Source organism: Exiguobacterium sp. CH10 (assembly GCF_018617635.1).
GTDB classification, from domain to species: Bacteria; Bacillota; Bacilli; order Exiguobacteriales; family Exiguobacteriaceae; genus Exiguobacterium; species Exiguobacterium aestuarii_A.
The window spans coordinates 86520-101286 of sequence record NZ_JACSKO010000004.1; the positions used below are offsets into that span (position 1 = coordinate 86520).

General features: G+C 46.5%; 13 protein-coding genes and 1 other annotated feature. All 13 genes read right to left on the reverse strand.

The features are described from left to right. Window positions 1-14: 14 nt before the first annotated feature. Window positions 15-725 carry a response regulator gene (locus KNP04_RS12665; RefSeq protein WP_214696432.1) on the reverse strand — a complete coding sequence of 237 codons (711 nt, stop codon included), beginning with the start codon at window positions 723-725 and terminating at the stop codon, window positions 15-17. Next, window positions 722-2473: a sensor histidine kinase gene (locus KNP04_RS12670; protein WP_214785711.1), complete on the reverse strand. Its 1752-nt coding sequence runs from the start codon at window positions 2471-2473 to the stop codon at window positions 722-724. Before KNP04_RS12670 ends, KNP04_RS12665 begins: the two co-directional genes overlap by 4 nt. A gap of 99 nt (window positions 2474-2572) precedes the next feature. Further along, the gene (locus tag KNP04_RS12675) at window positions 2573-3790 is read right to left on the reverse strand and encodes a M48 family metallopeptidase (RefSeq protein WP_214876511.1); all 1218 of its coding nucleotides are present in this window, start codon (window positions 3788-3790) and stop codon (window positions 2573-2575) included. A gap of 97 nt (window positions 3791-3887) precedes the next feature. After that, entirely contained in the window at window positions 3888-4988 is a 1101-nt protein-coding gene (locus tag KNP04_RS12680; RefSeq protein ID WP_214822146.1) for a PQQ-dependent sugar dehydrogenase, read from the reverse strand. 38 nt (window positions 4989-5026) lie between these two features. Continuing rightward, window positions 5027-6487 (reverse strand): MDR family MFS transporter, encoded by a 1461-nt coding sequence (locus KNP04_RS12685; RefSeq protein ID WP_214876513.1) that lies wholly within the window; start codon window positions 6485-6487, stop codon window positions 5027-5029. A gap of 63 nt (window positions 6488-6550) precedes the next feature. Further along, a complete protein-coding gene (locus KNP04_RS12690; RefSeq protein ID WP_214876515.1) occupies window positions 6551-7270 on the reverse strand; it encodes an ABC transporter ATP-binding protein in 720 nt (239 codons plus the stop codon). Continuing rightward, window positions 7267-8058 carry an ABC transporter permease gene (locus KNP04_RS12695; RefSeq protein WP_214876517.1) on the reverse strand — a complete coding sequence of 264 codons (792 nt, stop codon included), beginning with the start codon at window positions 8056-8058 and terminating at the stop codon, window positions 7267-7269. Before KNP04_RS12695 ends, KNP04_RS12690 begins: the two co-directional genes overlap by 4 nt. A 3-nt stretch (window positions 8059-8061) precedes the next feature. Further along, window positions 8062-8622, reverse strand: a complete 561-nt coding sequence (locus tag KNP04_RS12700; protein WP_214876519.1) for a nitrous oxide reductase accessory protein NosL — start codon at window positions 8620-8622, stop codon at window positions 8062-8064. After that, entirely contained in the window at window positions 8609-9793 is a 1185-nt protein-coding gene (locus KNP04_RS12705) for a NosD domain-containing protein (protein ID WP_214876521.1), read from the reverse strand. The genes KNP04_RS12700 and KNP04_RS12705 overlap by 14 nt, the downstream gene beginning before the upstream one ends. Window positions 9794-9939: 146 nt before the next feature. Beyond that, complete coding sequence (locus KNP04_RS12710; RefSeq protein WP_214876523.1) at window positions 9940-11232, reverse strand: ABC transporter substrate-binding protein; 1293 nt, start codon at window positions 11230-11232, stop codon at window positions 9940-9942. A gap of 162 nt (window positions 11233-11394) precedes the next feature. After that, window positions 11395-12375 carry an aspartate--ammonia ligase gene (gene asnA, locus KNP04_RS12715; protein WP_214876525.1) on the reverse strand — a complete coding sequence of 327 codons (981 nt, stop codon included), beginning with the start codon at window positions 12373-12375 and terminating at the stop codon, window positions 11395-11397. 69 nt (window positions 12376-12444) lie between these two features. After that, window positions 12445-12685, reverse strand: a binding site (T-box leader). 106 nt (window positions 12686-12791) lie between these two features. Continuing rightward, a complete protein-coding gene (locus tag KNP04_RS12720; RefSeq protein ID WP_251129952.1) occupies window positions 12792-13694 on the reverse strand; it encodes a carbohydrate ABC transporter permease in 903 nt (300 codons plus the stop codon). After that, entirely contained in the window at window positions 13691-14596 is a 906-nt protein-coding gene (locus KNP04_RS12725) for a carbohydrate ABC transporter permease (RefSeq protein WP_427373576.1), read from the reverse strand. Before KNP04_RS12725 ends, KNP04_RS12720 begins: the two co-directional genes overlap by 4 nt. Window positions 14597-14767 lie beyond the last annotated feature (171 nt).

Here is a 14767-nt window from a genome sequence, read left to right on the forward strand (position 1 = left end):
TTTGAATTCCTCCTTTAAGCTTGTCGTTGAACCTTTTCCCGAAATTCGTTCGGAGTAACACCGACTTGTTTTTTAAAGACCTTCCGGAAATACTTATCGTCCGAAAAGCCGACTGCTTGGGCGACTTCATAGATACGCTGTCTACTCGTCTCTAACAGGCGCTTTGCTTCGTTCATCCGAATCGTCAATACGTATTCAGACAAGTTCACGCCATATTGTTGTTTAAAACGCCGCGAGATGTACTCTCGACTTAAGTAAAATCGTTCGCTCATCCCTTGCAAACTCAGTTCTTCCGAAAAATGCTGTTCAATGAACGTTCCAATCTGAGAAATCGGGTCTTCACTCGATCGATCCACCACGTCCCCTAACGCGCGTGCCAACGTATCATTCAATACATCCGGGTCGATCGGTTTTAACAAATAATCAAAGCTCCCATACTGGATGGCCCGTCGCATATACGAATATTCATCGTATCCTGTCAGCACAACAAGCTTAGAAAATGAAGCATGGTCGTGTACCCACTCCATCAGCTCGATCCCATCACAATGGGGCATTTGAATATCGGATAAGATGAGCGCTGGACGTTCTTGTTCGATGAGCGCCTGTGCTTCACGCCCATCCGTTGCTTCAAGAACCGTCGTCACACCGAACCGTTCCCATTCACCGAGTAATTTCACCGCTTCCCTTACCGGAGATTCATCATCTACAATCAACACTTTCGTCATGACGCCACCCCCTCAGAAGAAGCCGGGAAACGCATCATAATTCGAAAACCGCCTGTTTCAGGTGTAGCCAACATAAATTCTGCCTCCCGATTATAGTTTAACATGAGTCGATCGCGAATGTTTCGTAATCCTGTGCCTTCCGTGTCATAAAATGTCGAATCACTTTGTTCAATCCGTGACATGACTCGTTCCCATTCCTCGGTCGTCAGCGAACGACCACTGTTCTCACAACGAATCACAAGTGACGTGCCGTCCATCCAGGCCGTCACATCAAACCGATTCGCTAAAGCAGAGCCGTCCCGCTCGAACCCATGCTTGAAAAAGTTCTCTGCCAACGGCTGCAAAATCATTTTTGGAACAATCAGTTCATGGAGGTCTTCAGGAACTGAGACGGTCACTTGAAACTGATTTGGAAATCGTACGTCTTGAAGACGAATGTATGAGTTCAAATGCTCGATCTCTCGTTTCAGTGTCACCATCGACTCTTCTGGATGCATCGTATACCGCATCATCGAAGACAGTTGCGTGATCAATCGATAGACCGTCTTGCCATCTCCCTTCAATGCCAATGTTCCGATCGACTGTAATGTGTTAAATAAGAAATGTGGATTGGTTTGCGCCTGAAGTGTACGAAGCTCGTTCGTCCGATTCTCTAAAGCGAGCTTATACTCTCGTTGAATCAAATCATCGATCCGTTCAATCATTCGCTTGAACTGTCTTCCGAGTACGCCGAACTCATCATTTCCGAGGGAATCAAATGAGACGGTCATGTCCCCTTGCTCGATTCGCCAAATGTTTGAGGTCAACGTCTTGATTGGTGTCGTCAATTTCATCGAAGCATAGGTCGCTCCGATCAGTGCCAAAATGAGCGAGACCATCCCGACAAGCAAGATGATGAATGACGTTCGGGAAGCCGGTTCGGTCAAGAGTTCATCTGGAATCGATTTACCGACATAAAACTGCTGATGATCGAATTCGAATGTTTTCGTGATTTGATGATGTTTCCCATCGGTCGAGATGGATCTTGGCTGAAATGAAGACGGAATTTCTCCCTCACCGAGATGGGCAAACACACGGTTGTCTTCACCGACGAACCATAAACTCTCATCCGGACTATTCTGTAAAGAAGCCAGCTGTCCGATGAATAGATTTTCAGGGATATCGAGCGAAAGAATAGCAAGTGGTTCATCCGTTTCAATCTTGTCGAGCCTGAAATGAAGCGTCACGACGTCTTCTTGTGTCATGATCGGTCCAAAATCATGATAAGCAACAAGTGGATGGGATGCTTCTAATAAGACACGACTTTTCGGATTATCCAAGAGCTGTTGTTGGACGACGCTCGGCTCTTTTTTCGATCGTGGTGACACTTTCATTTTATAAGCCGCAAACGAATCCATATCTTCGAGCATTAACAGCTGAATTTGCGCCACGTCTTCTCGGGACAGATACATCGCGAGGAGCGCGCGCCGCACTTCAATCTCCGTTTCTCTTAACGAAAGTCCCGGTCCATATTCCAAAATGTCTAACACGTCACGATCAGCGTATAAACTCGTTGGCAATCGACTCAAATCAGAGATATAGCGTTCCATCTGACGTGTCCCCCGCTCGAGCGACCATTCGGTCATCTCAAGACCACGTTCACGCTCCCGGTCTTGCACGTACCAAAATGAAACAATCGTCGCTAAAATGACCGGTACAATAATGGTCAACGCAATCATCCCCGTTAACTTTGTCCGTATGCTATTCACCGATATCCCTCCTACCCAAACAGTATATCACGCGCAATGCAAACGTTTGCAAAAAACCACAAAAAATTCCTCGTCTCTTTTGAAACGAGGAAATTTCTTTTATTCATATGCTTCCATTAATTCAATGAGTTCAGAACTATGTCCCCAATCACGTGCCGTATCAATCGGTGTCATCCCGCTATCGTTTTGGAGCGTGACGTCAGCTCCGTTGTCTAGCAAGAGTTGAACTGTTTCTTCATCAACCTCATCATTGTAGAACAAGTTGTGAAGTGGCGTTTCGCCATACTCGTCTTGAATATTCACGTTAGCCCCGTTCATTAATTCTGCTTCAATCTCTTCATAGCTCGCATTATTGTATGTCAATTCTTGGATTGGCTCTTCCCATTCTAACGCCCAATCATCTGCAAGGTCCTCGCTCATTGCCGCAGATACGATTTCCGTCAAATCATCGCTCATAACAAGAAATGCGATGATGACTCCGTTCCCGATAACTGTCAACAATACCATCGAAATGATGGAAGCTTTCACATATCCAGCCGTCTTGAATACCGGAATGTTTTCTTCACCTGCAGCTGTTGCAATCGATGCGATTCGCTTCGGTAACGTTGGATGCGTCGACAACAACTCACTATACTTCGCGATAAAACCGTTCTCTCGACTTGCTTCGTACAAATAGTCGAACTCATTCACTTCTTTCGCGAGCGGCCCCCCGATTGCAAGAACCGTTAACGCACGCTTCGCCGCCCCGAAGTCTTGAATGTAGTGAGCAGCCATCCGGTCACACGTATATTCGCAAGCACGTGAATAGGCAGAACCTAAGAAAGGAATGATACTACCGAGCAAGACGACCCACTGCTTTTGGACATGGTTACGACGAATGTGTGCCAGCTCGTGTGCGATGACGAACTCCACTTCTTTCGTCTGTCCCGTCCGTGTCAATTCCACGACATCCGAATACAGAATGACCATGTTCTTCTGGAAGAAACGTGTGGCAAAAGCGTTTAATACACCGCCCGCCTGTAAAATATACACATCTGGCAACAAGCGGATGCCCATATCTGCTCCGACACGTTGGACCATCTCATGAAGTTCTGTAAACTGACGACCCGTCACTTTGACACCGTTCGTCCGAATGTACCCGATTTGAATCCAGTGAGTAAAGAGCGAGAGCGATACGATTGTACCGATGATCCATAAAAATAGACCGAATGAGGCTACTGTCAGCACGATTCCGAGGATTAACATGAGTACGCTTGCTGCAACTAATAGTGAGAAGTATAATTTTTCTCGTTTATGTACCAAGTTTGAATGATTCATCTATTTTCTCCTTCTTTTTCCAAAATACATGTTTAATTATACCGTTCCTTCCAGAAGAAACAACGAAAAAAATAGAAACTGACAAAGTCGTCAGTTTCTAGCGAATCGTTACTTGATAAAGTTGATCGTCTTGAGGCTGTGGGTTGCCTCGTCCGTCCGTATTGTTCGAAATAAAATACAAGGTGTCATCTTCTAACCACACATCACGAATCCGACCTACATCTTCGACAATCGTCGTTACTTGTTTCGTTTCCCGGTCGATGGCAACAAGCCGCTCGTTCCGAAGCGTCGCCATATAGACGTACTGTTCATCTGTCGCGATACCAGAAGGTGCCCAAGACGTCTCACCTACTTCAAACCACGGTGTGACAAGGCCCTCTTGTTCCTGATTCGCCTCAATGATGGGCCATCCATAATTGTTTCCTTCTTCAATCACGTTGACCTCGTCATGTCCGCTCGCCCCGTGTTCGCTCGCATAAAGAACATCGTCAATCTGACTCAATCCTTGAGGATTGCGGTGACCGAGCGAGTAGATCCAGTCGGTCGGTTCACCTTCACCCGATAATGGGATTCGTAGAATCTTTCCGGCTAATGATGATTCGTCTTGTGCGAGTTCAGGCACGAGCGCATCTCCCGTCGTTATCCAAAGATGCTCACCGTCCAGCAATAGGCGACCTCCGTTATGAAATCGTGCACCTGGAATCTCGTCAAGTAAGACATCCGTCTCCTCAAAGCGTTCTCCATCCCACGTCAACTCGACCACACGATTTTGAACGTTTCTTCCTGACGATCCATACGTATGATACGCGTAAAGGATTCCGCTCGATTCAAAATCTTCGCTTAACGCAAGACCAAGGAGCCCTCCTTCACCAATCTCAAATACACTTTCCTTGAAGTTCACGTCTTGTCGAGTTGCGCGACCCGAACCGTCAATCACGGTGATGGTGCCACCACGTTCGGATACGAGCCATCCCTCCTCTGTCCGAGCGAGTGACCACGGAATGGACAAGTTCTCGGCAATAGCGGTCACTTCTCCAATCTCAAGATTCGACTCTTCCGTCGTACTCGTCTCACGATCAGTCTCTGACTCACTGCGAGTCGTTTCTTCTGAGGTTGGTGGCTCCGTACTTTCGTTCGTCGATTCCGGCGTACATCCCATCAGAAACAACAGTGTCACAATCCCAATTTGACGTTTCATGTCGGTTCGCCTCCCTTTTTCTTCATCATACCCTTGTTTCAAGAGCGTTGTGAAGGTTCCGGTGGGCGAGCCGGCAAGCGGGACGCGATGACGAACGCGATGATTGCGGCGACCATCGCTCCGATAAAGATGCTGTTCAATCCGGTCGCAATGATTTGTTCTCCTTGAAGTCGAACCGAAGCGTTCAACGTCTCCGTGACGCTCTGATTGAAGAAGTCTTCTAACGAAACTTGAGATAACGCGCTGCTCTCTTTAAAGTCGTTAAGAACAACAAAGTTAAAGACTGCTCCGAACACCGCTACACCGAGCGTTTGACCAACCGTGCTTAAAAATGAGTTGGTCGCCGTCGCCGTTCCACGCTGTTGATAGGAGACGACAGTTTGCAGGACGACGATAAACATCGGTTGAGACAATCCAAATCCGACACCGATTAGCGCCACTGCCCCATACACCCATACGTCTGAACTCGACTGGGATAACAGTGTTAACGTCAACGTCCCGATGATGAGCAATCCCATCCCGATCAAGGCGCGTCGTCTCGGAGAAGCCACTCCGAGTGAACGCCCCCCGATAATCGACGTGAACGTCCACGCGACCGAAAGTGGCATCAACATGAATCCAGCCTCTGTCGCCGATTTTCCCAACACAGCTTGTGCCCAAATTGGAATGTAAGCGGACATGGAGACGAGCACCCACGCCGCAAAAAAGACCGAGCCGTTGATGGCAGCAATCGTCGGTTGCTTGAGTAATTCAAACGGCAATAACGGAGATTTTGCTTTTCGTTCAGATACGAAGAAACCAACCAATAAGATGATACTGAATACCCCACTGGCAACAATGGTCGTCGTCCATTCATTCGTTTCACTGAATGTGATCAGGGCGTATAAGAATGCTGTCGTCCCACCTGCGAACAAGAGCGCTCCTTTCAAGTCGATTCGTTCAGTCGTCTCAGCGACTTTCTCTTTATAGAAGATGATGATCATGATAAACGAGAGTAACGCAAATGGTACGTTCAATAAAAAGACGTAGCGCCAAGATAACGTTTCGACTAAAAAGCCTCCGATGACCGGACCTAGCACACCCGACACACCCCATACGGCACTTAAAATCCCTTGAATCTTTCCGCGCTCCTCGTATTTATATAGGTCTCCGATAATCGTCATCGAAATCGGAAGGACGGCACCGGCCCCTAGACCTTGTAGCGCCCGAAAAACGATCAGCTGTTCCATCGACGTGGCTAACCCACATAAGAGTGAGGATAGCGTGAACAATCCGATTCCAAATAAGAGGACACGCTTTCGCCCGAATAAATCTGCTACTTTTCCATAAATCGGTGTTGATACTGCTGTAAATAGTAAGAAGGCAGCAAATACCCAGCTGACGAGCGTCGCCCCGTTCAACTCACTGGCAATGACAGGCGTCGCAACTGATACGACCGTCCCTTCGATCGCCGCTAAAAAGGTTGCCAATAAGAGAGCAACCGTCACATTTTTTCTCATCCGTTCCATCTCCCCAAAAAAATAGTGGCGTCGGAAGGTTCCGAGCACCACTTCAACTGTCTATTATTTTGTGCGAGCCACGTCCATTTTACAAGTGTCATCTTCTGATCCGAAAAAGAATTCTCTTAGACGTTCATACGCGGCTTGTTCTTCATGGACATGCACCTTCCCACAAATAGAACCCGCTCTCATCATCCAGACTTCATCTGACAACATAGCGGCAACATCTAGTTGATGAGTTGAAAATACGATGGTCGTCCCTCGCTCCGCCTCTTCACGTAGTAAATCTTGAAGCATTCGCATCCAGATCGGATCTAGACCGTTCGTCGGTTCATCTAACAACAGGATAGCCGCCTCATTGACGAGCGCTTGTGCCAAGAGGAGACGTTGGCGCATCCCTTTCGATAATTCGGCGATTTTCTTGCGCTTATGTTCATATAACCCGACCCGTTTGAGAACTTCAGGAGTCGGACGGGCGCCTTGCAAGATGGCGTAGTAGGCGAACGTCTCTTCAACCGTCCATGTGCCATCAAAGGAGAAATCGTCCGGCATATAGCCAAAGCTCTCATTGTATTTCGTTCGTTGCGTTGTCGTATAGTCATTCAACTGAATGACGCCGGTACTTGGTTCGATTGTTCCGTTCATCAGATTTAAAAGCGTCGACTTCCCCGCCCCGTTGCTCCCGCATAAAGCAATAATTCGCCCTGAGGTAATCTCTTCACGAATCGGATGGAGCGACCACGTATCGCCATATTTTTTTCCTACGTCTATACAGTGAATCATGATGTTTTCCTCCAAGCCACTTTCGAAGCAAGCCACAACAAGACACTACTCATCGTCATCAAGGTAGCCCAGACGACGATGGATCCAATCGGGCGATTTATCCAATTTAACCAGTTGAGATACACCTCTCCAAACGCGTCCGGAGATGACACTGTTGTACTGGCCCAAATGCGCATCAAATCAAATCCATTCACAAACAGCGCAAGGATCATTCCATTCACCTGAATACCGTATGGAAGCAAGGAAATCATCGTCACGAGAATCGTCGGCCACAATAGTACGAGGACGACCCACGTTAAAAAGGCGAGTAACATCGCCCGGATTCTCGTACGACCGAATAGTCCGATTAACGTACCGAGTGCCGTCGCATACATTGTTAATCCGGTCGCGTAGGCAAATAGGATGACCCATGTTGTAAACGATTGACCGACGACGAGTGATGCGATGAAGAATGCCAATAATAGAACGATTACTTGTGTGATCAAAAACGAACTGAAGCGGATGAAAATGAATTTCCACTTTGGATAGGTAAATGTCGAAAGCAAACTTAGTCGTTTCGATTCTTGTTCCTGTCCCCAATGAATCGCTGTAGTCAGTAAGATGAAAAGCGGAAGCAATAGACCGAGCACGGTGATCAGCGTTGCGCCTATGTTCGTATAGTCGGCAGCAATCGGTAGTGCTTGTCCAAGTCCTCCGAGTAGAACGAGCGTGAGAATCCACGTCAGGAGAAAAGCATAGTTCTCTCGCTTTCGAAGGCTGCGTGCCCATTCCATCCTCCATAAAGACATCGGTTACTGTCCTTCTTCTTCCGTATCCATCTCCATGTCCATCTCACTATCTTGATCCATTCCGTCCATCGAGCCTTCGCCATTCATCATCATGTTCATCTCGCCACGTTCCCACGTATGATCTTTCAATTGATCGAAGTTCATCATCTCGCCGCCGTTCTCTTCCATATATGCTTCCGCGTCTGCCTCTTTTGCGAACGATAGAATGTTGTATGCCATCGGTGTTTTCGACTCTTTGTCGTAAACAAACATCGCTTCGTCTAATTCGACCCAATCTTTCGTATTGAAGTCTTTCACATACATGGCAGCAATATCTTCTTCTTTTTGTTCTGGATACCAATCACGCATCAAGCATCCAATATCATCGAACGCATATCCTTTTTCATTCTCCATGATCGCTTCCGCTGCGAACTGCTCATCCATGATTTTCATCTTACACACTTCGCATTCCGTTTCGCCCCATTTGATTTCAAACGGTTCTGCCGATGCACTTGAACATGCACCAAGTGCCAACGATAATCCTGCTACTGATAATAGTCCTGCTACTTGTTTATACGATTTCATGTCGTTTCCTCCCAAATCTCCAAATGATAATGAGCAATAAAATACTTCCTACATTCCAGACCGAACCGTTCCATTTCCACATCGCTGAATAAGTTTGTGGTGAAACATCTGTCAACGATACGTCTTCCGGGCTCCTTAGTATACTATTTAGTAAAAGAAGACCGGGTGACCCGTATAATAATTCGAATGCTTCATATGAATCTGTCAATAAGAATAAGTATGGGTCTGTCCGGAATGGAACCTCACTATAGCCGTCGCCATTCAGGTCAAGAGTCATGCCACCCCAGACATTTCCTTGCACGATGTTTTCAGATGACTCGACCATCGTCACGGGTTCTCGATTTCCCAATAGATTGTTTTGAAGAATCATCATTCCTCTTGCTCGCTTCAATTGAAAGCCAATATCATTTCCATTAATTGCATTCTGTTCGAGTGTCGTCCCAGTCGACTGCTCCGCATATAAACCGATATGATTCCCATAAATACTCGTCTTCTCAATTGTTGTATCGATGGCTTCATATAACATCAGTCCCGTCGCCGTTCCACCGACTTGATCATGCACATTTCCATTTTGGAAAGCGACTTGATTCGTCCCCATAATCATCGCACCCGTCAGGTTATGATGTAGTTCAGGTACAGAAATCATAACGTCAGTCGGAAACATCAAGTGAATGCCATAGCGTGAATGCGAGACGACTGGTCGCACAATCGTGTGCTGAGATCCGTTTTCTATGTATATCCCGTCTCGCACCTCTTTCGCGACGACTCCTCTAAGCTCTGACGCTTCGCTATTGAGAAGTACAATCCCATCTGCCTGTCCGTTTCCTTGAATTGATGTTCGAATGACACGTACGCCGTAACCATTCTCAATCAATAGTCCAGTGTCCGAGGATTCGATGGACACATCGATTAGTTGGTGTCCGAGACCCGATACTTGAACGGCGGGTACACGATCACTCTCGCACTGTTGAACCGATACACGTTCAAGAAGAGCACCCGTTCCTCGAAGAATGAACGCCGGATGTCCACAACTCGTATATGTTTTTCCGGCCCCATCAAATACTTCGTTTGATTCGATGACGATTGGTTCGGTCAATGGAGTCAGCGTTTCTTCCGCATTCACATGCGGCACCCAACACATAAATAGAATCCCTACTAGTAATCGTTTCATGCCCCCTCCTTCTCTCAACCGCTTACATCACTTATTCTACTGAAACCCCCGTGGGTATGTGTGTGGTTTATATGGGATTCTTGTGACAGTTTCTTCATAAAAAAAACACAGACGGTGAAGGGGTCGTTTCACCGTCTGTGCGTCGCTTATTTCACTTTGTCTTGCCATACTTTCGTGAAGTCTTGAAGCATCTCTTCACCTGTTTTTTGTCCACCGACATATGCCTGCATGAGGGCACCGTATTCATTTACCGCACCATCTGGATACTTGAACCAGTTCCAAGAGATGGTCTTCCCTTCATTTGAATATGCAAGGATGTCATCTGCGAGCGGTCCGAGGTCGTTCGCTTCAATCGACTTGAATGCCGGAATGAACTTGAACTTGTTGACCATATAGTCTTTTCCAGTATCAGATGTCGCCATCCATTCTAAGAAATCTTTTGCTTCTTCTTTATACTTCGAGTTCTTGTTGACAACCCAGTTGTTCGGGACACCAACCGGTAGGCGGTCCATTTTCTCTTCATCATCGTTGATTGGGATTGGAACGAAGCCCATCTCCATATCCGGATTCACATCGAGAATCATCTGTTGTGCCCAGTTTCCTTGTTGGAGCATCGCTGTCTCTCCTTGGGCGAACTGAGTGACTTGTGTATTATAGTCTGTCGTCAATGGATTCTTATTCCCGTATTTGATTGTCAAATCAAATAGCTTCAAAAACTCTTGGAACTGTTCGTTGTCTTCAAACTTCGCTTTATTTTCGTTCAGTGCTTGAATGAATGCATCCGGATCATCTTGCTGCGCCATCGGAATATTTAAGAGATGAATGCCTAAAATCCAAAACTCTGCATAACCGACAGAGAACGGTGTGATCCCCGCCTTCTCTAATTTTTCTGCCGCTGCAGTCAATTCAGAAAGCGTTTTTGGTAACTCATCGATGCCGGCCTTTTCAAACAGTGCCTTGTTATAAATAAAACCGTATCCTTCAAGGTTCATCGGCATTCCGTAAAGTTTACCATCCATCGTCATCGGCTCTTTGGCGACTTCCGTCAAATCACCGACCCATTTCTCGCTCGACAAGTCTTCAAGTTTGTCTTTCCACGTTTGTGCTTCTGTGAAGCCACCGTTATTAAAGATGTCCGGTTCATTGCCCGAAGCGAATTGAGACTTGAGGGCCGCGCCATAGTCCGCACCGCCACCGACCGTTTGAACGGTCACTTTGACGCCAGTCTCTTCTTCATACTCTTTCGCCATCGCTTCAAGATCTTTGGCGATCTCCGCTTTGAACTGGAAGACATTTAACGTGACGTCCTTCTTGTCACCACTATCCGCACTTCCTTCAGAAGAACCTTCGTCTGTAAGAGATCCTCCTCCACAAGCGGCTAATGATAGTACCATTCCAGCCGTCATGACCGCAGTCGACAATTTCCACTTCCGTTTCATTTCGTTTCCTCCCTTAACCTGATCCAATCTTTACAAAATCAACTTTAAATGAAAACGCTTCCATGATGTAGGTGTCAAATTTGACGAATAGGGTGGAAAATGTTGCACAGAAAAAACAGGACTCATATTTTGGAGTCCTGTTCCGTGTTTCTTCTTATTATATTACAACAAGCTGATGCCAGCTGCTTCGCACGACTGAATCACTTCTTGTGGCCAAACCGACGTTTGTACTTCTCCGATATGGCGCGCACGCAAGAGATACATCGCTACACGTGATTGACCGATTCCTCCGCCAATCGTCAACGGAAGTGTACCTTCGAGAACACCTTGATGGAATGGATATGCCCGTTTCTCGTCCGCACCCGCTTTCTTCAGCTGTGCGTCAAGAGCCGTTTCATCTACGCGGATTCCCATCGACGATAATTCAAATGCCGACTCGAGTTCTGGATGCCAGACGAGGATATCACCGTTGAGTGACCAATCGTCATAGTCTGCCGCACGTCCATCGTGCTTCATGCCAGAGGCGAGAAGATCTCCAATTTGCGAGATAAAGACGGCGCCATGCTCTTTACATATGGCACTCTCACGTTCTTTCGGTGTCATCGTCGGATATGCGTCCTCCAACTCTTGACTCGTGATGAAATGAATGGCTTCCGGAAGGATCGCTTCAATGCCATACGTTGTTTCCACTTCCAATTCTGTTTCACGAAGTGCCGCATAGATCGACTCGACCGTTGCTTTTAAATATTCCATCGTCCGCTCTTCCCGAGCGATGACTCGCTCCCAGTCCCACTGGTCGACGAAGAGCGAATGTGTCGCATCGAGTTCTTCGTCACGGCGAATGGCACGCATTTGCGTGTATAATCCTTCTCCGATACCGAATCCATAACGTCCGAGTGCCTCACGTTTCCATTTCGCAAGCGATTGAACGATTTCAAGTTCATGTCCTGGGTACATCGTATCGAACTGAATGATGCGCTCCACGCCGTTTAAATGGTCGTTGACACCACTTGCCGACTCCACGAATAGTGGTGCCTGCACTTGCGTGAGTCCGAGTTCACGTGAGACCTTCTCCTCGAAGAGTGCCTTTACTGCTGCGATTGTCTGCTGTCTTTCCTTCATCGTGCTTGTTGCTGTTGTCATTTTCCGTTTCCTCCAATTGTGGAATATTTGAAAATGAAGCCATGAAAAAAAGCCCTCCATTCCCATTGAACATGGGACGGAAGACTTCGGTTCCGCGGTGCCACCCAAATTAGTAGACGAATCTACTCACTTTTTCGAGACAATCATCTCGTAACTCCGATAACGGGGAGCGGTCCGGCTACGTCTACTGGCAAAGCGTTCGGGTAGCGACTCCAGGAAGTTTTTCGACGAAGGGTTAAGACCGGGCTCACACCATCCCCGGATCGCTTGACTCACTACCTTCGTGTACTCGTCCTTTCGACGTCGTTCACAATTGAATTGAGTTCATTATTATAAATATTCAGACTAATGTCAACGACTTTTTTCAAAAAAAAATTAATCCTCCGTGTAGCGAACGGAGGATTCCCTTGGGAGGGTTATTTAATCGAGCCACTTGTAATCCCTTTGATGATATGTTTTTGCATACCGAAGAAAAAGACTAAAAGTGGAACGATTCCTAACACTAAACCAGCTAACGCAAGATCCCATTGCTTCGTGTACTGTCCAAAGAAATAGAACGTCGCGAGCGGGATGGTCCGCAACTCCACATCACGGAGAACAAGTGAAGGCAATAAGAAGTCGTTCCAAATCCATAGGCTATTCAAGATGACGATCGTCACCGTAATCGGCTTGAGTAATGGGAAGACAATGCGCCAAAAGACGCCCCATGTTGAACAACCATCGATGATTGCGGCTTCTTCAATCTCTTCCGGAATCGATTTCATGAATCCGTGGTATAGGAACACAGAGATTCCAGAACCAAATCCGAGATACATGACCATCAGTCCCCAATGACTGTTAAGTAACCCGAGAATGCTTGAGACTTTCACAAGCGGGATCATGATGGATTGGAACGGGATGACCATCGCCGCCACGAATAAGAAGAAAATCATCGTGGAAATCCAATGCTTTGTCCGAACAAGTTTCCACGCTGCCATCGATGTGAAGATGACAATGATTGCATTCGCTCCGACTGTAATGAGAAGTGAGTTTAAAAACACACGGCCATAATTCATCGCTTCCCATGCTTCCGTATAGTTTGACGTCAACCACTCACTCGGTAACGCCGATGTATTCGTAAAGATTTCAGCCATCGATTTGAACGAATTGGCGACAACGTAATAGAACGGGACCAAATAGAGAAGTCCAAGCAAGATGGCGACAAGCTCAATGATTCCAAGGTTCCAAGAATATGCCCCCGAGCGAAGTGGACGCTGCGGAACACGCTTTGGTGTCTTCTCTACGTTTCTCTCGACATGTTCCAATTTCTCAGTCGTCATGCTTCCACCTCCCGTTTCTTCGTCACGTACACTTGTGTCACCGTAATCGCAGCCACGACCAAGAAGAAGATGACCGCTTTCGCTGACCCAAGACCATAGTTATTATTCACAAAAGATTCCGTATAAATATTTAAGGCTAACATCTCCGTTGATTTGAACGGTCCGCCGTTTGTGAGTGATAAGTTCGTATCAAACACTTTGAACGACCAAGAAATCGTCAAGAATAAACAGATGGTGATGGACGGCATAATCATCGGCAACGTGATGTGACGAAGCATTTTGAAGCGGTTGGCTCCGTCAATCCGAGCCGCCTCCATCAAATCCGTCGGTACATTTTGTAACGCTGCGATGTAGATGACCATGACATAACCGCCTCCTTGCCAGATGGCGACAATGACGATTCCCCAGAATGCTGTTTGCGCATCCCCGAGCCATGGTAGTTCAAATAAACTCCAACCCGTCAACGCTCCGATTGAGGCAAAGCCTTTTACATAAATGAACTGCCAAATGAATCCGAGAATCAACCCACCAATCAAGTTCGGCATGAAGAAAATCGTACGCAAGAAATTTCGTGTTTTAATATTCATCGTCAACAGCAATGCTAATGAGAATCCAACGATGTTCGTCAGTAAGACAGAGATGATTGTGTATTTTGTCGTAATCCAAAATGAAGCGCGGAACTGCTCATCTTCAAAGAATAATCGCTGATAATTATCAAATCCGACAAAATTCAATTCTCCGGTCACACCGTTCCAATCCGTAAAACTATAGTAGATCCCATTGAAGAACGGAATGAGAACGATGGCGACGAACGCTAGAAAAGCAGGTCCGACAAATGCTACAAAACTCGCTGGTTTCTTCCAATTTCGTCTTCGTTTCATCCGTTTCGAAGTTTCAGTCATGTGTATCGCCTCCACTATCAATGTATCGTGAAGAATCTTTTATGAAAACGGATACATTTGACAGAAAGGGTGGAAAATATTGAACGGAATGAATGAATTTCACGATCTGATGAGTTATGATAAAATCAATGATATTACGAACGGATTGGACGTCAATCTATTCGTTTCGTA

What these genes read in the sequence shown, in the direction of transcription:
- KNP04_RS12725 (WP_427373576.1), bottom strand. Translation starts at nt 14,596, where the DNA reads ATGACTGAAACTTCGAAACGGATGAAACGAAGACGAAATTGGAAGAAA.
- KNP04_RS12695 (WP_214876517.1), bottom strand. Translation starts at nt 8,058, where the DNA reads ATGTCTTTATGGAGGATGGAATGGGCACGCAGCCTTCGAAAGCGAGAG.
- KNP04_RS12705 (WP_214876521.1), bottom strand. Translation starts at nt 9,793, where the DNA reads ATGAAACGATTACTAGTAGGGATTCTATTTATGTGTTGGGTGCCGCAT.
- KNP04_RS12710 (WP_214876523.1), bottom strand. Translation starts at nt 11,232, where the DNA reads ATGAAACGGAAGTGGAAATTGTCGACTGCGGTCATGACGGCTGGAATG.
- KNP04_RS12690 (WP_214876515.1), bottom strand. Translation starts at nt 7,270, where the DNA reads ATGATTCACTGTATAGACGTAGGAAAAAAATATGGCGATACGTGGTCG.
- asnA (WP_214876525.1), bottom strand. Translation starts at nt 12,375, where the DNA reads ATGACAACAGCAACAAGCACGATGAAGGAAAGACAGCAGACAATCGCA.
- KNP04_RS12665 (WP_214696432.1), bottom strand. Translation starts at nt 725, where the DNA reads ATGACGAAAGTGTTGATTGTAGATGATGAATCTCCGGTAAGGGAAGCG.
- KNP04_RS12720 (WP_251129952.1), bottom strand. Translation starts at nt 13,694, where the DNA reads ATGACGACTGAGAAATTGGAACATGTCGAGAGAAACGTAGAGAAGACA.
- KNP04_RS12685 (WP_214876513.1), bottom strand. Translation starts at nt 6,487, where the DNA reads ATGAGAAAAAATGTGACGGTTGCTCTCTTATTGGCAACCTTTTTAGCG.
- KNP04_RS12680 (WP_214822146.1), bottom strand. Translation starts at nt 4,988, where the DNA reads ATGAAACGTCAAATTGGGATTGTGACACTGTTGTTTCTGATGGGATGT.
- KNP04_RS12700 (WP_214876519.1), bottom strand. Translation starts at nt 8,622, where the DNA reads ATGAAATCGTATAAACAAGTAGCAGGACTATTATCAGTAGCAGGATTA.
- KNP04_RS12675 (WP_214876511.1), bottom strand. Translation starts at nt 3,790, where the DNA reads ATGAATCATTCAAACTTGGTACATAAACGAGAAAAATTATACTTCTCA.